The organism is Kitasatospora sp. NPDC024654, assembly GCF_055559155.1.
The window spans coordinates 30,292-53,699 of the sequence record NZ_JBVHLF010000022.1; the positions used below are offsets into that span (position 1 = coordinate 30,292).

Here is a 23,408-nt window from a genome sequence, read left to right on the forward strand (position 1 = left end):
ATTGCCCCGGAAGAGTGTCCGATATTCGGTCAAGTGCAGTTCAGGCCGGGTGTGGCGGATCTTCACAAAGGTGTGCGTGATCTTCAGCGCACCTGTGGAGCAGGCGACCTGACGGAGAGACAAAAACGGACAGAGGACCCAGAGCGGGTTCAGACGGTACCGAGCGGGAGTTCCAGCTCGAACCAGACGACCTTGCCCTTCCGGGTGCCGCGGCTGCCCCAGCGGTGCGCCAGCTCGTTGACCAGCTGCATGCCGCGGCCACCCTCGTCGTCCTCCAGCGCCCGGCGCATCCGCGGCGCGTGGCTGTCCGCGTCGGCGACCTCGACGGTGAGCACCCGGTTGCGGAACAGCCGTAGCCGGGTGGGGGCGCCGGCGTGCACCAGGGCGTTGGTGATCAGCTCGCTGGTGAGCAGCTCGGTCTGGTCGGTGAGCGGCGACAGGCCCCAGCCGGCCAGGACCCGGCGGACGAACCGGCGGGCATGGCCGACCAGCGCGCGGTCCCCGCTGAGCGCGAGGGTGGCGATGACGTCGGGGCCGAGCGGGCGGGTCCGCGCCATGATCACCGCGATGTCGTCCTCCCGGGTGCCGGTGACCAGGTCGGCGAGCACGGCGTCGCAGGCCTCCTCCAGGGTGCCGCGCCGGTCGGCCACGGTACGCCGGAGCAGCTCCAGGCCGGCGTCCAGGTCGCGGTCGCGCCGCTCCACCAGGCCGTCCGTGCAGAGCACCAGCAGGCCGTCCTCGGGGAGGGTGAACTCCACGTTCTCGAACGGCACTCCGCCCACCCCGAGCGGCACGCCCGAGGGCAGGTCGAGCAGTTCGACGCCGCCACCCGCGGTGCTCGCGATCGGCGGGAGGTGACCGGCACAGGCCGCTGTGCAGACCCGTTCCACCGGGTCGAGCACCACGCAGACGCAGGTGGCGAACTGGCCTTCGCCGGCCGTCGCCGCGGCCTCGTCCAGCCGCCGCAGGACCCGTGCCGGCTCCATCTCAAGAGTGATCAACGTTCGTGCCACGGTGCGCAGTTGACCCATGGTCGCGGCAGCCCGGATACCGTGCCCGGTGACGTCGCCGACCACCAGTGCGACCCGCCCGCAGGAGAGCGGCACCACGTCGAACCAGTCGCCGCCGACCTCGCTGAGCACGCTGCTCGGCAGGTAGCGGTAGGCGATCTCCAGACCGGGCGAGTGGTGCACGTCCTGCGGCAGCAGGCTGCGCTGCAGGGTCAGCGCGGTGTCCCGCTCGCGGCGGTAGAGCCGGGCGTTGTCCATGCAGACCGCGGCCCGCGCGGCCAGCTCCTCGGCCAGTGCCAGGTCGGCGGCGTCGAACGGCTCCGGCGTGGAGATCCGGATGAACTCCGCGCCACCCAGTACCCGGCCGCGGGCCACCAACGGGACCATCAGGTACGAGTGCATCCCGGCGTCCAGGGCCGGCCGCACCCGGTCGGGGGTGGCCACGATCCGACGCAGCGACTCCTCGTCCACCTCGGCGACCAGGATCGAGCGGCCGGTGCGCAGGCTCTCCGCGTACAGCTGGGCGGACTGGCTGGTGCCGCCGACCTCGTCGGCCGCGCCGGTCAGCACCCCGCCCGGGGCCGCCTCGCCGACCGCCACCGCGCGGAGCGTCGCCGAGCCGGACGCCGGCACGGTCGGCATCTCCTCGCCCTCCAGCACCGCCTCCAGCAGGTCCACCGTGACGAAGTCGGCGAACCGCGGGATCACCACCTCCACCAGCTCCTCGGCGGTGCGGGCCAGGTCCAGGGTGGTGCCGAGCCGGGTGCTGGCCTCGTTCAGCAGCGCGAGGCGCTGCTGCGCGGAGTGGGCCTCCTCCAGCGCCCGCTGGCGGGCCTTGGCGGCGTCCCGTTCCAGGGTGTAGAGGCGGGCGTTGTCGATCGCCACCGCGGCCCGCGAGGCCAGCTCCTCGCCGAGCGTGATGTCCTCCTCGACGAAGGGCTCGCGCCCGCCGTGCCGGGCGTAGACCACCATGCCGAGTACGGTGCCGCGGGCCACCAGCGGGGTGATCCGCACCGAGCGGGAGCGACGACCCCAGAAGGTGCGCAGCGCCGGACCGGTCAGGCCGGTGGTCAGCGGCGGCAGCTCCCAGGACGGCACCACCACGGTCTGTCCGGCCGCCATCGCCCGGGCGTACGGGGTGTTGGACCTGAGGTCGTAGACGCCGTCCACCGGCAGGTGCTCCAGCGGGTAGAGCGGGTCGGCGCTGACCACGGCGAGCCGCCGCACCCGCACCGTGTCACCCGGCCGGCCGCCGTCCCGCGCACCGCCGTCCTGCTCGCCGCTGACCAGCCGCTCCACCGCGAACACCCCGGCCACGTCGGCCAGCCGGGGCACCAGCGCGTCGGCCAGCTCCCGGGCGGTGCGCCGCAGGTCGAGGGTGGTCCCGATGGAGGCGGTGGCGTCCGCCAGCAGAGCGAGCCGCTCGCTGGCCCTGGCCGCCCGCGACTCGGCCCGAAACCGCTCGCTGACGTCGACGATGGTCGAGCTGACCCCGTGCACCACACCCGGCGGGTCCTCCAGCCGGAAGTACGAGGCGGACCAGGCGTGGTCGCGGGTCGGGTCACCGGGCGTGCGGCCGTGGGAGCGGGCGTCGACCACCGGCTCGCCGGTCTCCAGCACGTGCCGCATCACCGCCTCGATCTCCGCGCCGTTGATCCCCGGCAGCACCTCGCTGAGCCGACGGCCCAGGTGGGCGGCGATCGACAGTCCGTTGATCCTGGCCAGCGCCTCGTTGAGCCGAACGAACCGCAGGTCGTTGTCGTAGACCGCCATGCCCACCGGGGCCTGGGTGAAGAAACCGTCCAGCAGGGCGAGGTCGGACTGGATCCGGCGGACCGACGTGACGTCGGAGGCCAGCGCGAGCACCAGCGGGTGGCCGTCGGGGCCGATCACCGGGTGGGTGCGGAACTCCAGGTTGACGTGGTGGCCGGACCGGTGGCGGACCGGGAAGACCCCCGACCAGGCCCGCCCGCGCAGGATCTGGTCGAAGAGCTCCAGCACCTGCGGGCGCTGCTCCGGGGCGATCAGCAGCTGCGCGGCCTGGCGGCCGATCGCCTGGTCCGCGGAGTAGCCGAGGAGCTCCTCGGCGTCGGCGCTCCAGTGCAGGATGCGCCCGTCGCGCTCGATCAGGGCGGTGGCGATCGGGATCCGCAGCAGGCCGTCGCCGCGTCGGGCCGGGGACTCGGGAGCGGCACGGCCGGGCCAGGCGTCCGCCGCGCCGCGACGGGCGTCCAGGCTGTCCTCGTGCCGTTCGTCTGCCTGCATGGCTAGGGAACCCGCTCGGAGGAGAGATCACCCCGCCCAGCCATCTTCGCACGCGCGGCGGGTGCCGTCCGGACCACCCGGTCCGGACGGCACCCGCCGCCCTAGAGCTGGTCCGGGGCGTACCGCTCGGCGCCCGCGGGCCGGGGCACCGCGCCCGGACGGTAGGCGCCCGGGCGCCCACCGCGCGGGTGGCGGGTGAGCGTGAAGCCGCCCACGCCGGCCAGCGCGGCCAGCACCCCGCCGGCCAGGGTCCAGCCCCAGCGGCTGTTCCACTGCGAGAACCAGTCGGAGTACCAGTGCGCCACCCGGCCCGCCGGGGTGGCGGCCACCGCACCGGTACCCGGGCTCGGCGTGGCGCTCGGCAGCGCGGTCGCGTCCGGCGCCAGGGTCACTCCGGCGTGCACCGGCGGGACCAGCGGTGCCTTCAGCGCGCCGCCCTCCGGCTGGGCGTCGTCCGCGTCGCCGGTGCTGCTGATGTGCAGCTGCGCGGTGGTGGGCAGGCCGAGGTCCTGCTGCGGCGCGTCGGTGGCGGACAGCTTGACGTAGTACGTGCCCGGCAGCGGGTCGCCGGACCAGGGCTCGGCCCAGGACCGGATCTGCCGCAGCGTGCAGCTGACCGTGACGCTCGGCGCGGTGGGCGCGGCGGTGGCGATCTGGGTGCCCGCGGTGCAGGCCTGGCGACGGCGCAGGCCGTCGAGCAGCTCGACCGTCCAGGTCTGCGGGCCGTGCCGGTCGGCGGCGGGCGGCAGGGTGACCGTCAGGGTGGCGGTCGGGGTCTGCCCCTCGGAGGCGCCGAAGCCCCAGTAGAGGTAGTCGCCGGTGGAGGCGGCGACCGTGGCGTCCTGGCCGGGGGCCAGGTTGGTGGCGGTCAGGAAGGACGTCCCCGCGGTGGTCGCCGGAGCGATGCCGCCGGCCGAGGGGGAGGGGGATGCGGAAGGGGCCGCGTCGGCCCAGGCCGCGGTGGCCGGGCCGAGCGTCAGCAGGCCGCCGGCGAGCGCGGTCAGGCCGGTACGGAGGTGCCGGTGCATGGTCAGTCCTCCTGCCAGACGGCGATCCGCCAGCGTGCGATCCAGCCGAACAGCAGCCCGGCCAGCAGGCCGGCGCCGGTCAGTACCAGCAGCAGCACCCAGCCGCGGCCCAGACCCAGCGCGGGGCCGGCGGGGGCGGGCGAGGCCTTGGTGACGTCCACGGTCAGCTCCAGCGGCAGCCCGGGGTCGGTCGCCACGCCCGGTTGGGGGGAGAGCGAGCTGCTGACCACCAGGCAGACGTCACCACCGGTCGTGGCCGCAGCGGTGGGCGCGCCGTTCGCGGCCCAGCGCAGGCCGGTGGAGATCACGTCGGTGCGCCCGCTGCCGGCGTCCGTCCCGCGCACCAGCTCCTGGCCGGTGGGGTCGGTGGCCTGCAGCAGCACGCCGTAGTCGGGCGCCACCGCGCGGTCCAGCGAGACGCTCACCGAGGCGCGCAGCTCCTGGCCCGGCCTGACCGGCACCCGGTAGTACCGGTGCTCGGAGAACTTCTCCCGGTCGTCGTAGACGCCGGGGGCGAGCAGCGGCGCGGTGGCGCACTGGTCGGTGCCGGTGGCCAGGGCCGGGGTGTCCTGGTAAGTGGTGGTGGCCCGGCCGACGATCTGCTTCAGTCGCTGGCTGAGCTGGTCCTGGGTGTAGACGTCGGTGTAGGTGCCGCCGGTCGCGTTGGCGATGCAGAGCAGCTGGTCGCGGACCTGGTCGTCGTGGGCCAGGCCGAGCGTGTCGATCACCAGGTGGATGCCCTGGGCGGCCAGCTGGCGGGCCACGTCACAGGGGTCGGGCGGGGCGCAGTCGTCCTCGCCGTCGGTGATCAGCACGATCCGGCGGGTGGTCTGCCCGGGGCCGAGGTCCTGGGCGGCGTCGCGCAGCGCCAGGCCGATCGGTGTCCAGCCGGTCGGCCGCAGGGTGGCCACCGCGGTCTTCGCCTGGACCTTGTCGGTGTGGCCGACCGGGTAGAGCGCCTGGGTGTCCTGGCAGCCGATGCTCTTGTCGTTGCCGGGGTAGGTGGCGCCGAGCACCCGGATGCCGAACTCGGTCTGGTCCGGTAGGGCGTCCACCACCTCGTCCAGCGACTGCTGGGCGACCGAGATCCGGCTGCGGCCCTGGACGTCGGCGGTCCGCATGGACCCGCTGTCGTCCAGGATCAGGTCGACCTTGGGGGGTTCGGAGGAGGCGGCGGGCGGTGGGCCACCGGCTGGTTCGTCGGCCAGCGCCGGATACCCGCCGAGCAGCGAGGCACCGGTGACCGCCAGGGCGGCGAGCAGCCGGGAGAGCCGCAGTGCCGTTCGTCGGTTGATGATCACGGCCCGCATCTTATGGATCATCAGATCAGCTGCGCCAACTCGCCGGAAAGCCGCCGGGGTCGGTCGGCCGGCGGCGGCCGGGCCCGGGATACTGGAGGCATGGCGGCAACGGCGAACTCCTTCGAACTCGGCACGGACGGCCCGACCACCATCGTGGTCGCGGTGGACGGCACGGTCACCTCACTGCGCGCCTGCGCGTACGCGGCCGGGCTGGCCCGCCGGCAGGGCAGCCGGCTGCTGGCGGTGTACGTGGCGACCGTCGGCGTGCTGGCGGGGGCCAGCGCGGCGGCCGTGGTCGCGGTCCGGGAGGGCACCGAGCAGACCACCGCGGAGCTGCGGGAGCTGATCGACCAGTCGGCCCGGGAGCGCGGGATGGCGATCACCTTCGTGACCCGCACGGGCGACCCGTACACCGAGATCACCCGGTTCGCCGACGAGGTGCGGGCGGACGCGCTGGTGGTCGGCGCCTCCGAGCAGCGCGGGCACCGGCTGGTCGGCTCGCTCGCGGTGCGGCTGGTCCGGGCCGGGCGGTGGCCGGTCACCGTGGTGCCGTAGGGGCCGTTCGTTCGGGGAGGGAATGTCGCGTTCGGCCTTGGTTGTATAGTGCATCTAGATAGGTTGTATTTAGCAACCTAGCGCGAAAGGACCACCCGCACCATGACCGCCGACCAGGGATCCGCGCCCGAGCTGCGCCACGCGCTCCGGCACATCGCCGTCCATCTGCTCACCCCGCTGCTGATGTGCCTGGGCATGGCGCTCGCCTACCAGGGCGCGTTCCACCAGCCCACCCCGCACCACCTCAAGGTCGCCGTGGTCGGCACCACGCCGCAGGCACGCGGCCTGGCCGAGGCCGTCCAGGCCAAGGCCGGCTCGGCGCTGGACGTCGGCGAACTGTCCGACCGGGACGCCGCCGCCCAGCAGCTGCGCGACCGCGACCTGGTCGGCGCCTTCGTGCCGGACGCCCGGCACCCGGAGCTGCTGGTCGCCACGGCCGGGTCCAGCACCTCGGCCGCCGCCGCCGAGCAGGCCTTCCGGATGGTCACCGACCAGCAGGGCGTGCCGCTGGAGGTCACCGACCTGGCGCCTCCGGTTCCCGGTGACCCGACCGGCCAGGGGCTCTTCTTCCTGCTGGTGGCGTTGAGCATCGGCTCGTACGGCAGTGTCGCGGTGATCGGCACGGCCGGCGCGGTGGTCGGCGTCCGGGTGCGGGCGCTGGTGGGCCTGGCCACCTCGCTGGTGGTCAGCGTGATCGGCATCGTGACGGCCGGCCCGGTCTTCCACGTGGTCGACCACCATCGGGTGGCGATCTGGGCGCTGGCCTGGCTCTACTCGGCGGGCATCATCGCGATCGGGACCGGGCTGCACACCTTCCTCAAGCGGTGGACCACGCTGACCCTGATGGTGCTCTTCGTGATGCTCAACTTCACCAGCTCGGGCGGGGTCTTCCGGCCCGATCTGCAGAACGGTTTCTTCGGTGCGCTGCACGGGTTCTGGAATGGTGCCGGCTTCGTCGAGGGCGCCCGCGACATCCTCTACTTCGGGGGCGGGGCCGGGCTCGGCGGTCGGGTGGTCGCGCTGCTGCTCTGGCTGGTGGTGGGCGTCCTGGCACTCGGTGCGGCCGGTTGGTACGAGCGGCCGCGGCGGACTCCGGCGCACGCGGCCGGGCACCGGTGGACGGCCGAGCGGGCCGACGAGGCCGGGCGGGCCCGGGCCGAGGCGGCCGAGGAGGAGGAGCTGGGCGAGACGGTGGGGGCCTGAGGGCGGTGGCCCGGTCCGGTCAGCCCTGCCAGGGTGCGTGCGAGTGGACCGGGTCGACGGTCTCGGCCTGGCCGGTGGGCAGCGGCAGCAGGTGGCGTTCGGTGAGGTGGCCGACCCAGTGCCGGTGGCACTCGGGGCAGGCGGGGGCGCCGTCCGTCGAGTACGGGGAGGAGGCGGGGATGCCGGCCCGGGAGTAGTTCTCCCAGTCCCTGCCGTCCTCGTCTCGGTAGTGCTGCACGTCGTAGTCGGCGGCCCACTGGTGCCAGCAGTGCCCGCAGGTGAACTCGACGTGCTCGACGGCCAGTTCAGTGATCATGGTGGTGCACCCTTCCGCCCTGGGCGGTCGGTGGGCGGGCCGCGCGGGCTCCGCTGCCGGGAGGCGACCGTGCCGCTCCGCCGGGCCGCACTTATCCATCCATTAGGGCCATATAACCCATTTCGTCCAGCCTTGACAAGGGCAGCGGACCACGGACGGCTGACAATGAGCAGTTGGGGCAACTAGGATGAACGGCACGGAAAAGACAGTCCACGCGTGCTAGGTGCGAGGCGTCGGGGTAGGGAGGTGCGACATGGCGGAGCCGGAGGCCGCGGCGTCCACGCTGGCGGAGAAGATCGACGGGCTGTTCCGCGTCGTGCGCCGGCCCAACCGCGACCAGTACAGCCACGAGGAGGTCGCCAAGGCCTGCCGGGAGGCGACCGGCGAGACCTTCTCGGCCACCTACCTGTGGCAGCTGCGCACCGGACGGCGGGACAATCCGACCAAGCGTCACCTGGAGGCGCTGGCACAGTTCTTCCAGGTCCCGGTCGCCTACTTCTTCGACGACGAGCAGGGTGCCGCGATCACCCAGGAGCTCGAGCTGCTCGGCGCGCTGCGCGACGCCGGGGTGCGCAGCATGGCGCTGCGCGCGGTCAACCTCTCGCCGGAGGGGGTCGGCACGGTCAGCGACCTGATCGACGTGATCGCCCGGCGGGAGAACGGCGGCACCCCGCCGCCCACGAACGGCTGATCACCTCCCCGGGTGGCTGCGGGCGCTCGCCGGCAACCGGCCCGGGCGACGGCGGGAGGGACTCGGGTGCGGCGCGACGGTGACGGCGGCTCTGGCGGGGGCACCGAGCGGGAGCGACGGCGGCTCTGGCGGCGATGTCGGCGGATCGTCGACGCCCTCGATCTGCCGCACCCCTTCGACGCCGCGGTGTTCGTGGCCCGGCTCGCCGAACGGCGCGGCCGGCCGATCCGGTTGATCCCGGTGACCGCCCGGCCGAACATCCCGTGCGGGCTGCTGGTCACCACCGACGAGGCCGACTGCATCCTCTACTCCGCCGACACCACGGCGCTGCACCAGCAGCACATCCTGCTGCACGAGGCCGCCCACCTGGTCTGCGGGCACCACGAGACCTCGGCGGCGGCCTCGGCGGCGGCCGAGGTGCTGCTGCCCCACCTGCCGGCCGCGCTGATGCGACGGGTGCTGGGCCGCGCCGTCTACACCGAACCCCAGGAGCGGGAGGCCGAGTTGGTGGCCTCGCTGATCCTCTCCGACGCCACCCGGCGGGCCGCGCCGGGAGCGGGTGGACCGGCGCCGCGGTCCTGGATGGAGTCGGTGTTCGGGGTTTCCGGTGGGGCGCGTGACGGGGGCGCGGGGCGTGGCTGACCTCGCCGGGTACCTCGCCGCCGCGGTCTTCCTCGGCTTCGCGCTGCACCGCTTCCGGGCCGTCCGGACCCACCAGGCCGACCGGGTGCAGCGCTACGCCACCGCGGCCGCGCTCGGCCTGGGCGTCTGGCTGGTGATGCTGACGCCCGCCACGCTGGCCGCGGTGAGTCGTCTCGGTGCCGGCCGCGAGCTCGCCATGCTGCTCGGCGACGGCGTGCGGATCGGGGCGCTCGGCATGCTCCTGCTGCTGGTCTCCGCGCTGCGGGAGTCCGACGAGCGCCTGCTGCTGCGCCCGGCCCTGATCGAGGCGGTCGTGGTGCAGCTGGCCTGCGGGCTGCTCTTCGCGGCGGCCCACCCGGTCCTGGTGGGCTCCTTCACGGTCGCGCCGGGGGCTCGGCGCTGGCCGCTGGGGGGATATGACGTGCTGTTCGTCGGCTACTCGCTGCGCTGCGTGCTGGCGTTCGGCGCGGTGCTGACCGAGCGGATCCGCCGGGCCGCGCCCGGGCTGCTGCGGGCCGGACTGGTGCTGATGCTGCTGGCGGACCTGGTCGCGGTGGCGTGGACGCTGTGGGGGCTGGACGACGTCCTGGACATGCTGCGCGCCGGCCGACAGGGCAGCGGCGAGGACCTGCCGTCCACCGCACTCGGCGCGCTCTGCGCCGCGCTGGCGGTCGGCGGCGCCACGGTGAGCGCCTGGGGCGGGGCGGCCTGGGCCGGTCCGCTGACCGCGCCGGTCCGCTGGCTGCGGGCCCGGCGGCGCCACCGGGCGTTGGAGCCGCTCTGGTCGGCGCTGCGCCGGGCGGTGCCGGAGATCGAGCTGGCCGAGCCGGACGGCGGGCGGGGGCCGGAGCTGCGCCGGGCGGAGTTCGCGTTGTACCGGCGGATCATCGAGATCCGGGACGCGCATCTGGCGCTGCGGCCGTGCTTCCACCCGGCGGTTCCCGGATGGGTGGCCGAACTGGCGGGTGGCGGCGGGGCGTCCGGCGCGACGTCGCACGGTGCGGTGTCGTACGACGCGCTGGAGGAGGCCGCGCTGTTGGCGGCGGCGTTGGAGGCACGGGGCAGCGGACGGCGCCGGCTCGGCGGGCGGGCCGGGGGCGGCGCGCCGCGGCCGGTGCCGGGGACGGTGGACGCCGAGGCGGACTGGCTGCTCACGGTGACCGAGGCGTTCACCCGCTCGCCGGAGGTCGCCGAGATCCGCCGCCGGGTCCGCGCGGAGTTCGCGACGGATCCGGCGCCGGCGGGCTGAGGGCTCAGCCCTTGCCGCCGAGGGCCCAGGCGATGCCGGACAGGGTGGCCATCGAGACCAGCGTCGAGATCAGCACCGAGTCGCGGGCCAGCGCGGTGTCCAGGCGGTACTGCTGGGCGTAGATGTAGACGTTCTGCGCGGTCGGCAGGGCCGAACAGATCACCACCGCGAGCAACTGGTGCGTGGGCAGCCCGAGCAGCAGCGCGCCGACGGCGTACGCGACCAGCGGCTGGACCAGCGTCTTGAGGACTACCTGCAGGCCCACCTCGGCGCGCCCGTTGGTGCCGGTGGCGGGTCGCCGGCCGTGCAGCGACAGGCCCAGGGTGACCAGGGCGGTGGGCACGGCGGCGCCGCCGAGCAACTGGCAGGAGTGGTCCAGCGCGCCGGGCAGCCGGAAGCCGGTGGCCGAGGCCAGGCAGCCGAGCGCCGCCGCCATGATGATCGGGTTGCGCACCGGCAGCAGCACCATCCGGCCGAGGGCGGTGCGTGCTCCGCCGCCGCTCGTGGCGGTGGCGGAGTCCAGGACGGCGAGCACGGCCGGGCTCACCAGCAGCACCTGGAAGAGCAGCACCGGCACGATGAACGACGCGTCGCCGAGCACCTGGACCGCCACCGGGATGCCCAGGTTGGCGGAGTTGACGTAGCCGGCGGCCATCGCGGCGATCGCCTGGTCGGCGGGTCCACGCCCGAACAGCCGCCGCGCGGCCAGCGCGCCCAGCAGCGAGGTCAGCGCCGTGCCCGCCGCGAAGGCGATCATCGAGCTGTTCCCGAAGGCGCCCAGCGGGGACTCCTCCAGCATCGCGAAGAGCGAGGCGGGCATGGCGACGTGGAAGACGAAGCGGCCGAGCACCGCCTCCGCCTGTTCGCCGAGCAACCCGGCGCGGCCGACCAGGTAGCCGGCCGCGGTGAGCACCCAGATCGGTATGAAGCCGGAGAACAGGGAGTGCATGGGACCCTCGCGGTGTGATCGTCGTTGATCGGCGGCCGGCCCGGGGTCCGGACCGGCCGCCGATCATGATTCACCCGAGCGCCGCGCCGCCCGCGTCCGGGGGGCAGGGCGCTTTCGAGGGTGCTGGGCATACGAGGGGAAGGGCGTCTCCCAGCTTGCAGCTGCGACTGAAGAGATGATCTCAGGCTGGCAGCTGCGTGTGGCCTCACGGCGCCCGGGTACCACCTTCCCGGGCCGCAGGGCGCGGGCCGGGAGGAGCGCGACGATGAGACCACCCGCCACCCCTGCCACCGTCCGCCTGCACGGAGACCTCGCCGCGCCCGCCGAGTTGACGGTGCCGCAGCTGCGCGAGCTGCCGGCGGAGCGAGTGGCGGTGACCTTCGACTGCCTCAGTCAGGGCGCGCAGCACCACGGCTTCGAGGGTCCGCTGCTGTGGGCCGTGCTGCGCGCGGCACGGCCGCGGATCGACTTCGCGGGACGCAAGCGGCGGCTCGGCCACCTGCTCGCCGTCACCGGGGCGGACGGACACCGGGCGGTGCTCTCCTGGGCCGAGATCGACCCGGACTTCGGCGGGCAGCGGATCCCGCTCGCCACCAGCATCGACGGCCGGCCGCTGGACGAGGCGGGGCCGCAGCTGGTGGTGCCGGCGGACGGCTGCGGGGCACGCTACATCAGCGCCGTGACGGCGGTGTGGCTCGGGCCGCTGCCCGCCGAGGTGGGTGTGGTGTCGCGTCAGGGGTGTGCGGCGGCCGTCGCCTCCCCGGTGGGCTCCGACAACTCGGCTTCCTCGCTGGGCAGTTCGCCGCGCGGGGGGCGGGCCGCCAGCGCCGAACCCACCGGCAGCAGCACCACGGTGATCGCCACCAGGAAGAACCGGTAGTCCACGTGGGCGATCAGCAGCGCGCCCACCGCCACCGACGCGGTCTGCGAGCCGCCGACCAGCAGTTCGCCGGCGGAGAAGACCCGGCCCAACAGCCGCCCCGGAGCGTACCGTTGGATCGCGGTCGAGTAGGAGACCCCGATCAGCGGCAGGCTCAGCCCCATCACGACGAAGCCGACCAGGACCACGGGCAGCGAACGGACCAGCAGCAGCGCGGTGGCCAGTGCCATCAGGCCGATCCCGGCCGCCAGCGCGCGCGGTTCGCCGAGCCGCGCCATCGCCCTGGCCACCGCGAACCCGCCGGCCACCGCACCCACTCCCTGCACGCAGGTGAGCACGCCGAACAGCGAGGGCTTGCCGTGCAGCCCGTCGATCAGCGCGAACGGGAGGCTCTCGTAGAGCCCGAGCACCAGGAAGGCGAGCGCGGCGGCGCCGATCATCCGGGACAGCACCGGCGAGCGGCGGACGTATCCGAAGCCGGCCGTGACCTCCTGGCGGAACGAGCCCGTGCGCGGCTCGGGCGGGGTCTCGTCCACCCTGATGAACGCGAGGCAGAGAACGGCGGCGACGAAGGTCAGCACGTCCAGCAGGACCACGGCGTGCGCGCCGACCAGGGTGAACAGCCCGGCGCCGGTCAGCGGGGCGAGCAGGCGCAGGCTGGTCGCGGTGGTCTGCATCCCGGCGTTGGCGTGCCCCAGCGCCTCGTCGTCGACCGGATCGGTCAGCAGGGCGGACTTGGCGCCGCCGATCATGTTCATCGAGCCGCCGTAGAGCAGGGTGACGGCGAAGAGCAGCCAGGCCTGGCCGGCGCTGTGGACCAGGAAGAGCGCCGAGACCACCAGCCCGGTCAGTACGTTGACGACGATCAGCACCCGGTGCCGGGAGAGTCGGTCGACCAGCACGCCGCTCAGCGGGTCGGCGAGGGAGGCCAGGCCGACCAGGCTCGCGGTGTCCGGCTGCTGCCCGACCGCCGCGGCGGCGTAGGCGCGCAGCTCGGTGACCCCGTCCGGCCCGGGGGCGGTCAGCGCGACCGCCCGCTGGACCTCCGGCGAGCGCTCCAACGCGGCCTCGATCTCGCCGAGTTCGATCCGGTAGCCGCGCACTTTGACCATGTGGTCGACCCGGCCGAGGAACTCCACATGGCCGTCGACCGACCAGCGGCCGCGGTCGCCGGTGCGGTAGAGCCGGGTGCCCGGCGCGTACGGGTGCGGGGCGAAGCGGTCGGCGGTCAGCTCGGGGTTGCCGAGGTAGCCGCGGGCCAGGCACGGGCCGGCCACGTGCAGCTCGCCGGGGGTGCCCAGCGGGACCGGCAGCCCACGCTCGTCCAGCACCAGGACCTCGGTGTTGGCCAGTGGCTCGCCGAGCGGCAGTGGGCCGTCGGGCAGCGTGTCGCGGGTGGCAGCGTGTCGCGGGTGTAGGTCCCGCAGACCGAGAAGGTGGTGGTCTCGGTCGGCCCCCAGCAGTTCACCACTTCCAACTCCGGGTGGCGGGACAGGATTTCGGCGGTGTGCCGGGGCGAGACGGTCTCCGATCCGGTGAGCAGCCGGCGCAGGCCCTCGAAGAGCCGCGGCTCGTGCTCCACCAGCAGGGCGAAGAGCGAGGCGGTGGCGTGCAGCACGGTCACCCCGTACCGGGCTACCCGGCCGGCGAGGTCGCCCGGCGTGTACTGGACGGGCGGCGCGACCACCAGCCGGGCCCCGGCGGCCAGCGGCGCCCACAGCTCGTAGGTGGAGACGTCGAAGGAGATCAGCGCGATGTGCAGCAGCGTGTCGTCCGGGCGCAGCGCCAGGCAGTCGCCGCCGTGGAGGAGTTCGGTGACGTTGCGGTGCCGGGCGACCACGCCCTTGGGCCGGCCGGTGGAGCCGGAGGTGAAGATGACGTAGCAGGCGTTGTCGGGACCGGCCAGCGGCTCGGGATCCTTCTCGGGCCAGCCGGACCAGGAGTCGTCGAGGTTGAGCGCCTGCCAGGGGCCGGCCGGCATCCGCTCGGAGGTGCCGTCCCCGGTCAGCAGCAGTCGGGCACCGGTCTCCCGGAGCATGAACTCCAGTCGCTCGGTCGGGAACGAGGCGTCCATCGGGACGTAGGCGGCGCCCGACTTGAGCACCGCGAGCAGCCCGACCACCAGCTCCACCGAGCGTTCCAGGCAGACGCCCACGAACTCCTCGGGTCTGGCGCCGAGTTCGCGCAGGCGGTGGGCCAACCGGTTGGCCCGGGCGTTGAGTTCGCGGTAGCTGACCGACTGGTCGGCGAGGAGCACGGCGACGGCGTCCGGCGTCTCGGCGGCACGCCGCTCGATCAGCTGGTGGACCGGGACGGCCGGAACCACGGTCGGGTTGTCGTTCCAGGAGGCCAGCAGGGCCTGTTCGGCCGCGCCCAGCAGCGACGCCTCGCGGTGGCGGGCCTGCGGGTCGGTCGCGATGGCGGTCAGCGCGCGCAGGTAGTAACCGCGCAGCAGGGTCACCTGCTCGGCGCTCAACTCACGGGCGTCGTATTCGAGTTCGAGTCGCAGTCCGGCCCCTCCGGGCTCCCGGCTGATCGCGGTGACCAGCGGGAAGTGGGTCCGGGACACCCCGCCCAGCGGCTCGGACCCCGACCCGCCGAGGGAGAGTGTGCCGTCCTCGGCGAGGTCGGCGAACTGGTGGAAGTAAGGCGTCGGCGTGCTCGATCATCAGCCGCTTGCGCTCGAACATGTCGTCGGTGAGGTGCAGCTCCCGATCCGGTGCGGCGATGGCGAGTTCACGCTCGTAGAGGAAGCGCGGGGTGTACCCGGTGATCGGCGCGCCGCTCTTGGCGGCGGCCCAGGCGACCTCGCCCATCAGCCCGGAGCCGCCCCCGCCGTACACCAACCGGTGCCCGCGCTCCCCGATCAGCCGCCCGACCTCCCGGGCCGCCTCGGTGATCCCGGCCCGCTCCCCGGACCGGGCTCCGCAGAACACACAGATCCGCAATCCCCTCGCCCCCACCGGAGGCCCCGCATCCTGCGTCACGCCATTCCTCCCGTCCCACCGCCCGGCCGCGCCGGCCCGGTGCGTACGTGCGTACGTGGTCGGGGAGAATCTGCCGCGCTCGCCTTTCGCCCCGATATCCGCCCGCATTCCCCGCACTATTCGTCGGTGCCGGGAGTGCGGACGAGCAAGGAGGGGTGTCCGGGTCAGCGCCGCAGGCGGCGCCAGAGGGGGCGGGGGATCAGGCGCAGCGCCTGGGCCAGGAGGGCGAGGCGACGGGGGATCCAGACCACCGATGCCGTGCTGGACAGGGCGGCGGCGACGACCGCGCCCACCGCCGGGGGTGTGGTGGCGGCCGGGGCCGGGGGCATGCCAGCCGTCATCCGGCCGATCACGAAGCCCGGGCGGACCAGGAGGACCCGGACGCCACTGCCGTGCAGGGCGTCGGAGAGGCCGCGGGCGAAGGCGTCCAGGCCGGCCTTGGCCGCGCCGTAGACGTAGTTGGCGCGGCGCGGGCGGACGGCGGCCACCGCGGAGAGGATCACGACCGTGCCGTGGCCCTGGGCACGCAGGTGGCGGGCCGCGGCCAGCAGGGCGGTCACCTGGCCGGTCAGGTTGGTGTCGAGCAGCTGGGCGGCCTGCAGCGGGTCCTCGTCGAGGAGCTCCTGCGGGACCAGGATCCCGGCCGCCGAGATCACCAGGTCGATCGGCCCGTCGGCGAACAGCTCGTCCACGATGGCCTGGTGGGTGTCCACTTCGACGGCGTCGAAGTGGCTGGTCCGCACCCGGTAGGGGAGCGCCGCGGCGGCTCGGGTGGTGCGCTGCTCGTCCCGGCCGGCCAGGACCACCTCGGTGTCGCTCGGGGCCCGGAGGGCGAGCAGGATCTCCAGGCCGATCTCGCTGGTCCCGCCGAGGAGGAGGATCCGCGCGGGGCGCCCCGGCGGGGTGGGGAACTTCGTCTTCTTCAGCACAGGCCCAGTCTCCGTCCCAGGTCCGACCGGATCAGCCCGGCCGGGTCGAGTCGCGCGCGGGTCGACCGCCACTCCTCCAACGAGCCGTACATCGCCTCGAACGCGGTCCGGCCCAGCCGGGCGTCCTTGGCCAGGTAGACCCGCCCGCCGGCCTCCGCGACCCGCTGGTCGAGGTCGTCGAGCACGCCGCCGAGCCCGGGGCTGTCGGCCGGCATGTCCACCGCGAGCGACCAGCCGGGCATCGGGAACGAGAGCGGGCCGCCGCTCGCCGGGCCGAAGCGCTCCAGCGTCCCCAGGAACGGCGCGGCGCCGGCCCGGCGGAGCGCCTGCAACACCTCGGCGACCACGCCGTGCGCCGCCGGTGGCACCACGAACTGGTACTGCAGGAACCCGGCCGGCCCGAGCGCCCGGTTCCAGTCCCGTACGGCGTCCAGCCGGTGGAAGAAGGTCGACAGGTCCTGCAGGGTCTGGGCCTGGCGGGGCGCGCGGTGGTACCAGAGCCCATTGAAGGCGCGCGCGGTCAGCGGGCTGACCACGCCGACCGGCAGCCGGGGTGCCCGCGGGCCGCGCGGTGATGCGTAGCGCGGGCCGTCCGGCTCGGCGGCCGGGTCGGGGGCGGGTCGGTGGTCGGCGAGGTCGACGATGCCGCGCCCGAGCGCCCGCCCGCCGGCCGTGGTGTCCACCCGGGCGACCGCGTAGCGGTTCGGTGCCGGGTCGAGCAGGGCGAGCACGGCGTCCAGGTCGGCCGCGCGGTGCGAGCCGACCTCGACCAGCGCGCTGCGGACCCGGACCAGCCGCAGCGTGGCGGCCGTGATCACCCCGGTCAGGCCCATCCCGCCGACCGTGGCGTCGAAGGCCGGCGTGTCGCGATCCGCCCTGATCTCCAGCAACTCGCCATCACTGCAGAGCAGTTCGATGGAGTCGAGCCAGCGGGCCAGGGTGCCGTCGGTGCGCTGGTTCCTGCCGTGCACATCGGCCGCGATGGCGCCGCCCAGGGTCAGCCGGCTGGTGCCGGGCAGTACCGGGAGCAGCAGACCGTGCGGCACCAGCGCGGCGAGCAGCTGGGCGAAGGTGGTCGAGGCGGCGGCCCGGACCGTGCCGGCGGCCGGGTCCACCGCGATGTGCGGCGAGATCGCGGGGGCCAGCACCAGGCCGCCGGTGTTGTGCGCGGCGTCGCCGTAGCTGCGCCCGGCGCCCCGGGCGAGCAACCCGCCCTCCGGTCGGCGGGCGACCAGCGCGCGCAGCGCGTCCGGCTCCAGCGGGCCGAGCACCCGCGAACGTCCGGTCGTGGTCCGGCCCCAGCCCTGGAGCAGGCGGTCCGTGGAGGTCATGCCGTCGGGTTCCTCTCCTGTGCCGTCGCCGATCAGCTCGTCCGCTCTCCTCCCGGTCTCCGTCCGTCGTCCGTCCGGTGGCACCGGCGGCGGGGCGCGGCGCCCCGGCCCCGACCGGCAAGTTCCGCGCAGCGCTTGGCGATTGCCGTCAGCAGCGCTCCCGGGCCGCAGGTCGGCACGGACCAGGCGGCCGGGTACGAGGTGTGCTGCGCGTCCGGTCGCAGGGCGGCGGGCACGCCGCGGACGCCGCCGGGCACCTGCCGACCGTCCTCACCGGACGGCGGCGAGCCGGCCGGTGTGGTCAGCGGGGCAGGGATCACCGGCATGACGCCGGGGCTCGCCGCTCCCTGCCCCGCTCCAGTCCCGCCGGCCGCCACGGAGGCGGGAACCGCCCCAGGCAGGCCGATCGGGACGCTCGGGGTACCGCCGACCTCCGGCGGGTTCATCTTGTGCCGCGCGGTTCCCAGGAGGGTCACGACTAGTCCGAGGCGGTGGTCGCGCCCCCGCTCGGCGGGCGCCGACGGCGCGGCCCCGCGGTCGCGCACGGCCTCGCCGTCGCGCGCGGGCGCGGGCCCGGTTCCCGTAGACGGTGTCACGTCACTGTCCGTCACGCCGTTGTCTCCCTCTCGCCGCCGCACGTGCGGGCGGGCGTTCTCGCACGGCGCCGCGGTCCACCGGTAGGGGACCGGGCCACCCGCGAAGGGTCGCTGACCCGGCCATGCTCACCCGCTGCGACGTGCTCGGCCACACCGCGCGAGCGTCGCGAGGACGGGTCGCGCACCGCCCGGGCGGGACCGCGAGCGGCAACGGCTCAAAGCTGTCGGCTCCCTGACGGAAGCTCACGGGCGGCATCCCGCGCCGGGCCGGTTGCGCCATTCGGGAGTCCCGGGCCGAGCGGCGAACCGCCCCGTCACGGTGGGTTCACCTGCTCGTCAGCACAGCTCAGCCGGGGTGGGACCGGGATCTTCGTGATGATCATCTGTGGTTAGGATGACGCCCGTCGGTTCCGCTCGGGGCCGGCCCCGGAGCGGTATCGGGCCGCTTCCGGACGGGGGATTCAGGGCATCCGGGGGAGCGCCAGCGCGCCCGCACGGCCGTCGGCCGGTGCGGTCCCACGGGTGACGAAAGGTTCCCCCTCGCCACCCGTGGGACCCAGGGAGACATCGCAGTGACGCTGAGAATCCGCAGAGGTATCGCCGGTGCGGCCGTGGTCGCGAGCCTGGTGGTGGGCGGCGTCCCCGCGCTTGCCGGCCAGGCCTTCGCCGACACCACCACCGGCGCCGCCACCGGCACGTCGACGCAGATCGACGCCGACATTCCGTCCCCCGGCGACGTGCTGCGCGGCATCGAGGTCGACTACGCCGCCGCCCACTGGAACTGGACCGCCTGGAACGACAGCACTCCGGTCACCTCCGGGGCCGACCAGGACAACTACCAGTGCGCCGAGTTCGTGGCCCGCTCGCTGGCCGCCGCGGGCCTGGTCCCCGGCCTGGGCCCGGACGACGCGCAGACCGACTACTTCGACTACACCGCGCCCAACGGCAAGACCTACGACCTGCTGCTGATCAGCGACCTGCCGCAGTACCACAACCTGTACGACTACCTGATGGACAGCGGCCTGGGCGAGGACGTCGGCGACCACCCCGAGCTGGCCCGCCCCGGTGACGTCGTGGTCACCTACGCCGGCCCGGGTGGCACCAAGAGCCACACCGGCGTGGTCTCGCACGCCGCCACCGCGACCTCGGAGCCGCTGGTCGACGCCCACAACCGGGCCCGGCTCGACTACGGCTACCACTTCTACGCGCCCTCGCACCTGGTCCGGATCAACCCGCTCGGTCTGCTGACCGGCTTCGGCGCCGCCGCCACCGCACCGGCCACCGAGAACCTGATGGTCCGCCCGGCCCAGCCGCGCACCGCCGCCCCGGCCGCGCCCACCGCCCCGGCCGCGCCCACCGACATCCCGCGCGACCCGGCCGGCCCGCAGGTCTGACCCGCGCCGTCGCTCGCCCGCACGGCGGGGCCCACCCCGGGCCCCGCCGTGTCGCTTCCCCTCCCGGGCCCGGGAAGTCGGCGGGGTCGACGTCTCGATCGGTATCGCATCGGGCCGGGCCGAGCGCTGGGCCGAACGGGCGCTCCGGGGGAAATGATCCTATTCTCGTCTGGACAGTGAAAGTGACGAGGATCACGCCCACCTCGGTCCGCCGTCTCCCCCTACCAGCCGTGCCGGCTGTGCTCGGCGGCGCCGGACCGCCCGCGCGTAGGAGGCATCGTGGTCACCACCGACCCCCGTCCCGCGTCCCCCCGTCCTGCGCAGCTGCCCCTTCCCCGCACCCTGGACGACGTTCCCGGCTGGTTCTGGCCGCTCGACCAGCAGCTCTTCGGGTGGCTGCTGAAGCGCCAGACCGCCACCGGGCTCCGCGGTGACCTGCTGGAGCTGGGCAGCTACCTCGGGCGCAGCGCCATCCTGATGGGACGCCACCTCCAGCCGGGCGAGGTCTTCACGATCTGCGACCTCTTCGACTCCGACGCGCCCGACGGCGACAACGCCGCCGAGATGACCAGGTCCTACCGGCAGACCCTGACCCGGGCCGCCTTCGAGCACAACTACCTGGCGTTCCACCCGGCCCTGCCCACCATCGTCCAGGCGCCCACCTCGGTGCTCGCGGACGGCCGGATCGCGACGAGCAGCTGTCGTTTCGTGCACATCGACGCCTCGCACCTGTACGAGCATGTCGCGTTCGACATCCGGACCGCCGGCAAGGTGCTGGCCGAGCACGGCATCGTGGTGCTGGACGACTTCCGCTCCCCGCACACCCCCGGTGTGGCCGCCGCCACCTGGGAGGCGGTCTTCGAACACGACCTGCACCCGCTCTGCGTCACCCCGGAGAAGCTCTACGGCACCTGGGCCGACCCCGAGCCGCTGCAGGAGGAGCTGCTGGGGCTCAACGGCGACGCCGAGAACTGCTACCTGGACGTCGACGTGATCGCCGGGCAGCGCCTGGTGCGGTTCTCCGGGCGCGGTGTCGCGAAGCTGCTGCCCGCCGGCCGGCCGCCGCGGGACCGCCCGCCCGAGGCCCCGCCGCGGCTGCCCGAGCCCGCCCGTACCGAGCGCCGGCCGCGCTCGGCCGTGCGGACGACGGCCCGCCGGCTGGCGCTCGACCTGCTGCCGCCGGTGGCCACCCGGGCGGTCCGCCAGCACCGTCAGGCCGCCCGGGACCGCCAGGGCTGAGACCGACCAGGACCGGCCGTCAGGCGTTCGTCCGGCGGTCGGTCAGGGTCGCGCCGACACTTGCCGCGACCACGCAGGCGATCCCCAACAGCTGTGCTCCGCCCAGTAGTTGACCCAGAACCAGCAGGCCGGCCAGGGCGCTGACGGCCGGCTCCAGGCTGACCAGCACGCTGAACACCCGCTGTGGCATCCGCCGCAGCGCGGTCATCTCCAGCGTGTACGGGATCACCGGCAGCAGCAGTGCCACTCCGGCCACACCGAGCAGCAGGCTCGCGGGGGAGGAGGAGGCGGCCAGCCCGTGCCAGGCCTGCCCGAGCCCGAACGGGGCGAGCGTCAGCGCGCCCACGGTGATCGACACCGCCAGGCCCTCGAAGCCCTCGAACGCCGCGCCCACCTTGTTGGTGAGCAGGATGTACCCGGCGTAACAGGTCGCGGCGCCGAAGGCGAACCCCAGCCCGACCGGGTCGAGCCGCGACCCGCCGGTCCCCTCGCCGAGCAGGGTCAGCAGCATCACCCCGGTCCCCGCGAGCAGCGCCCAGGCCAGCTGGCTGAGCCGCCGGGAAAGCCCGAGCGCGACCGAGAGCGGTCCGAGGAACTCGATGGTCGCCGCCGTCCCCATCGGCAGCCGGTCCACCGCGCCGGCGAACAGCAGGGTCATCCCGGCCGAGGCCATCCCGAGCAGTACCGCCGACGCCAGGTCGCGCACGCCCCGCCCGCGCAGCCGCGGCCGGGTGAGCGCGAGCAGCAGCAGTGCGGCGAAACCCAGGCGTAGGAAGGTCGCCCCGGCCACGCCGAGCGGCCCGAACAGCGGCTTGCTCAGCGCTATGCCGACCTGGAGGGTGCACATGGCCACCACACACAGAAGCGGCGCCGGGAGGCTTCCCAGGCGCCGCAACTGGTGTCCGATCCCTCGACCGGACGGTGGTCCGGGCGGGGGGCCTCCCGCGGCAGCGCCGTCCGCGCGTCGTCGCCAGCTCCCGCGCTCACCGGCCGGCTCGCCCTTGGCGGACGGCGGCATGGCAAGGGCCTCGGCACTCCCGGCGAGCGCGCCGGTCGGCGCCGAGACCAAGGGCTCGGAATGGCTGGAAACGGACATGCGCTCGAGTCTGACGTAAGGACCACCTCCCCGGCAAACCGGTTACCGCGATGTGGACGCCGCAGCCGCGCACCGCGGTGACCGGCGGACCGCCAGGCGGTCGTCCGCCGGTCACCCGCCTGGTCGTCCGCCGGTCACCCGCCCCGAACTCGCGGCCGGCTCGGCGACCACGGACGACCGGCGCAGCCGCAGCCGCCCCCGAAGAGCCCCGACCCGGACGCCACCGCCCCGACGGGTGGCCGAGAAGGTCGGCCCCTCCTCGCGCCACCGCCGCGCCAGCTCGGTGACCACCTGCGCCGCCTGCTGGTGCTCGGGCAGCGGCGGCAGGTAGACCCGGCCGCGGGCGGCCTGCCGGGCGAGCGCCTCGGCCAGCCGGGCGGAGTCGCGCGGCCAGGGGGCGAGCCCGGCCCGAGCCAGGGTGGCCGCGTTCGCGCGCCCGTGGCCGGACAGCACCTGGTAGCTCACCGCCGGCAGTCCGGCGACCATCGCCTCGGTCAGCGAGAGCCCGCCCGCGTTGTGCACGAGCACGTCGGCGGCGGCCATCAGCGCCGGCACGTCGGTGCGCCAGCCGAGCGCCACCACGCCGGACAGCCCGGCGAGCCGCTGCTGCAAACGCTCGTTTCGGCCACAGAGCACGACGGGCACCGTGCCGTCCGCCGCCCGCAGCGCGTTGACGCCGGTCAGCACGTCTCCCAGTCCCAGCGAGCCGCTCATCAGCAGCGCCATCCGCTGGTCCGCCGGCACGCCCAGCTCCGCGCGCAGCGCCGACCGGGCGGCGGCGTCGGCCGGTTCGGCGAACGCGGCGGGGGTGAGCGGGCCGGCGACCGCCATCGGCACGCCGTAGCGCGCGCTGCCCTCGGCGGCCGTGGCCCGGGTGACGGTCAGGTGCGCGTCGATCCGGGGGTGCACCCAGAGGCGGTGCGGCGCGGGATCGGTGAGGTAGCAGACCACGGGTGCGGTCAGCGCGCCGTCCTCCTTCAGCATCCCCAGGCTCTGCGCGGCGAACGGGAAGGTGGTGACCACCACGTCGTAACCCGCGCCCTCGCCGACCCAGCGCGCCAGCTCCCGGCCGGCCAGCCGGCACAGGTACAGGGTGAGCGAGCGCACCACCGAGTCGTGCTCCTCGCTGCGGAACAGCCAGTCGAACACCTGTGGCGTGCGCCCGGCGCTGAACTCGTAGCCGTCCCGCAACAGCCGCTGGTACCGGCGCGGCAGCGCGTCGAGGTAGTCCCGGCAGCTCGCCTCGACGCCGCGCGCCCGCAGTCGGCGCACCAGCTCGAACGCGGCCCCGTTGTGGCCGGCACCGACGCTCCCGGTGATCACCAGCGCCCGGAGCGGCCGCTCCAGCGCGCATCCGGCGGTGTCGGGGGGTGAGGCCTGCTGGAGAACGTGCATGGATCTTCCGCTCGACGAGGGGATTCCGACCTCCGCACGGCCGGAGACTCACCAGCACCCGCGACCCGGCCGCCGGCGCCTTCCCCCGCACCCTAGGAGACCCCGACGCCCCCGCCGAGCCGCCGCGGATGAGCACTACACGGCAACTCGGTGAACTCCAGCCCCACCCGCCCCGCCACCGTCGGGTCCGACGGCGGGGACGGGCCCGGGGGGGGGGGGGGGGGAGGGGGGGGGGGGGGGAGGGGGAGGGGGGGGGGGGGGGGGGGGGGTGGGAGGGGGGGGGGGGGGGGGGGGGGGGGGGTTTTTTTTTTTTTTTTTTTTGTGCTCCTGGCGGGGGAGGGGTGAAGGGGGA

Annotated in this window: 19 protein-coding genes; 7 read left to right on the plus strand and 12 right to left on the minus strand. The window is 74.6% G+C overall.

What is annotated here, in order from left to right; genetic code table 11:
* Positions 1-149: 149 nt before the first annotated feature.
* The 3 genes from ACZ38L_RS15815 to ACZ38L_RS15825 all read right to left on the minus strand — a co-directional run bounded on the left by ACZ38L_RS15815 (position 150) and on the right by ACZ38L_RS15825 (position 5,604).
* Positions 150-3,275, minus strand: coding sequence for a SpoIIE family protein phosphatase (locus ACZ38L_RS15815; protein WP_465693248.1), 3,126 nt, complete (start codon positions 3,273-3,275; stop codon positions 150-152).
* Between the two features lie 101 nt (positions 3,276-3,376).
* The gene (locus tag ACZ38L_RS15820) at positions 3,377-4,303 is read right to left on the minus strand and encodes a peptidase (protein WP_465693250.1); all 927 of its coding nucleotides are present in this window, start codon (positions 4,301-4,303) and stop codon (positions 3,377-3,379) included.
* A 2-nt stretch (positions 4,304-4,305) separates the two neighbouring features.
* Positions 4,306-5,604 (minus strand): VWA domain-containing protein, encoded by a 1,299-nt coding sequence (locus ACZ38L_RS15825; protein ID WP_465693366.1) that lies wholly within the window; start codon positions 5,602-5,604, stop codon positions 4,306-4,308.
* Positions 5,605-5,703: 99 nt separating this feature from the next.
* Here ACZ38L_RS15825 and ACZ38L_RS15830 point away from each other — a divergent pair, with 99 nt between their 5' ends.
* Together ACZ38L_RS15830 and ACZ38L_RS15835 are read left to right on the plus strand one after the other, a co-directional pair.
* Positions 5,704-6,159 (plus strand): universal stress protein, encoded by a 456-nt coding sequence (locus ACZ38L_RS15830; protein WP_396559015.1) that lies wholly within the window; start codon positions 5,704-5,706, stop codon positions 6,157-6,159.
* A 102-nt stretch (positions 6,160-6,261) separates the two neighbouring features.
* Positions 6,262-7,362 (plus strand): hypothetical protein, encoded by a 1,101-nt coding sequence (locus tag ACZ38L_RS15835; protein WP_465693253.1) that lies wholly within the window; start codon positions 6,262-6,264, stop codon positions 7,360-7,362.
* A gap of 19 nt (positions 7,363-7,381) precedes the next feature.
* Here ACZ38L_RS15835 and ACZ38L_RS15840 read toward each other — a convergent pair whose 3' ends face one another.
* Positions 7,382-7,678, minus strand: a complete 297-nt coding sequence (locus ACZ38L_RS15840; RefSeq protein ID WP_396559011.1) for a hypothetical protein — start codon at positions 7,676-7,678, stop codon at positions 7,382-7,384.
* Between the two features lie 253 nt (positions 7,679-7,931).
* Between ACZ38L_RS15840 and ACZ38L_RS15845 the strand changes: the two genes are divergently transcribed.
* From ACZ38L_RS15845 to ACZ38L_RS15855, 3 genes are all read left to right on the plus strand, one after another.
* On the plus strand, positions 7,932-8,369 hold the full coding sequence (locus ACZ38L_RS15845) for an XRE family transcriptional regulator (RefSeq protein ID WP_396559009.1): 438 nt from the start codon (positions 7,932-7,934) through the stop codon (positions 8,367-8,369).
* A gap of 66 nt (positions 8,370-8,435) precedes the next feature.
* A complete protein-coding gene (locus ACZ38L_RS15850) occupies positions 8,436-9,011 on the plus strand; it encodes a ParH-like protein (protein ID WP_465693256.1) in 576 nt (191 codons plus the stop codon).
* A complete protein-coding gene (locus ACZ38L_RS15855; protein WP_465693258.1) occupies positions 9,004-10,260 on the plus strand; it encodes an MAB_1171c family putative transporter in 1,257 nt (418 codons plus the stop codon). The genes ACZ38L_RS15850 and ACZ38L_RS15855 overlap by 8 nt, the downstream gene beginning before the upstream one ends.
* Positions 10,261-10,264: 4 nt before the next feature.
* Here ACZ38L_RS15855 and ACZ38L_RS15860 read toward each other — a convergent pair whose 3' ends face one another.
* The 6 genes from ACZ38L_RS15860 to ACZ38L_RS15885 all read right to left on the minus strand — a co-directional run bounded on the left by ACZ38L_RS15860 (position 10,265) and on the right by ACZ38L_RS15885 (position 17,662).
* A complete protein-coding gene (locus tag ACZ38L_RS15860; protein ID WP_465693260.1) occupies positions 10,265-11,209 on the minus strand; it encodes an AEC family transporter in 945 nt (314 codons plus the stop codon).
* 732 nt (positions 11,210-11,941) lie between these two features.
* A complete protein-coding gene (locus tag ACZ38L_RS15865) occupies positions 11,942-13,420 on the minus strand; it encodes an MFS transporter (protein ID WP_465693262.1) in 1,479 nt (492 codons plus the stop codon).
* Complete coding sequence (locus ACZ38L_RS15870; protein ID WP_465693264.1) at positions 13,318-14,658, minus strand: AMP-binding protein; 1,341 nt, start codon at positions 14,656-14,658, stop codon at positions 13,318-13,320. The genes ACZ38L_RS15865 and ACZ38L_RS15870 overlap by 103 nt, the downstream gene beginning before the upstream one ends.
* A 582-nt stretch (positions 14,659-15,240) precedes the next feature.
* Positions 15,241-16,005, minus strand: coding sequence for an SDR family NAD(P)-dependent oxidoreductase (locus ACZ38L_RS15875; RefSeq protein ID WP_465693266.1), 765 nt, complete (start codon positions 16,003-16,005; stop codon positions 15,241-15,243).
* Positions 15,999-17,336 carry an FAD-binding oxidoreductase gene (locus ACZ38L_RS15880; protein ID WP_465693268.1) on the minus strand — a complete coding sequence of 446 codons (1,338 nt, stop codon included), beginning with the start codon at positions 17,334-17,336 and terminating at the stop codon, positions 15,999-16,001. Before ACZ38L_RS15880 ends, ACZ38L_RS15875 begins: the two co-directional genes overlap by 7 nt.
* A gap of 32 nt (positions 17,337-17,368) precedes the next feature.
* The gene (locus ACZ38L_RS15885) at positions 17,369-17,662 is read right to left on the minus strand and encodes a hypothetical protein (RefSeq protein WP_465693270.1); all 294 of its coding nucleotides are present in this window, start codon (positions 17,660-17,662) and stop codon (positions 17,369-17,371) included.
* Between the two features lie 842 nt (positions 17,663-18,504).
* On the opposite strand from ACZ38L_RS15885, the gene ACZ38L_RS15890 reads away from it, so the two are divergent.
* Together ACZ38L_RS15890 and ACZ38L_RS15895 are read left to right on the plus strand one after the other, a co-directional pair.
* Positions 18,505-19,326, plus strand: coding sequence for an amidase domain-containing protein (locus ACZ38L_RS15890; protein ID WP_465693272.1), 822 nt, complete (start codon positions 18,505-18,507; stop codon positions 19,324-19,326).
* A 279-nt stretch (positions 19,327-19,605) separates the two neighbouring features.
* A complete protein-coding gene (locus tag ACZ38L_RS15895; protein ID WP_465693274.1) occupies positions 19,606-20,565 on the plus strand; it encodes a class I SAM-dependent methyltransferase in 960 nt (319 codons plus the stop codon).
* A gap of 19 nt (positions 20,566-20,584) precedes the next feature.
* On the opposite strand, the gene ACZ38L_RS15900 is transcribed toward ACZ38L_RS15895, so the two are convergent.
* Positions 20,585-21,412, minus strand: coding sequence for an EamA family transporter (locus ACZ38L_RS15900; RefSeq protein WP_465693276.1), 828 nt, complete (start codon positions 21,410-21,412; stop codon positions 20,585-20,587).
* Positions 21,413-21,772: 360 nt separating this feature from the next.
* On the minus strand, positions 21,773-23,056 hold the full coding sequence (locus ACZ38L_RS15905; protein ID WP_465693278.1) for a glycosyltransferase: 1,284 nt from the start codon (positions 23,054-23,056) through the stop codon (positions 21,773-21,775).
* Positions 23,057-23,408: the final 352 nt, after the last annotated feature.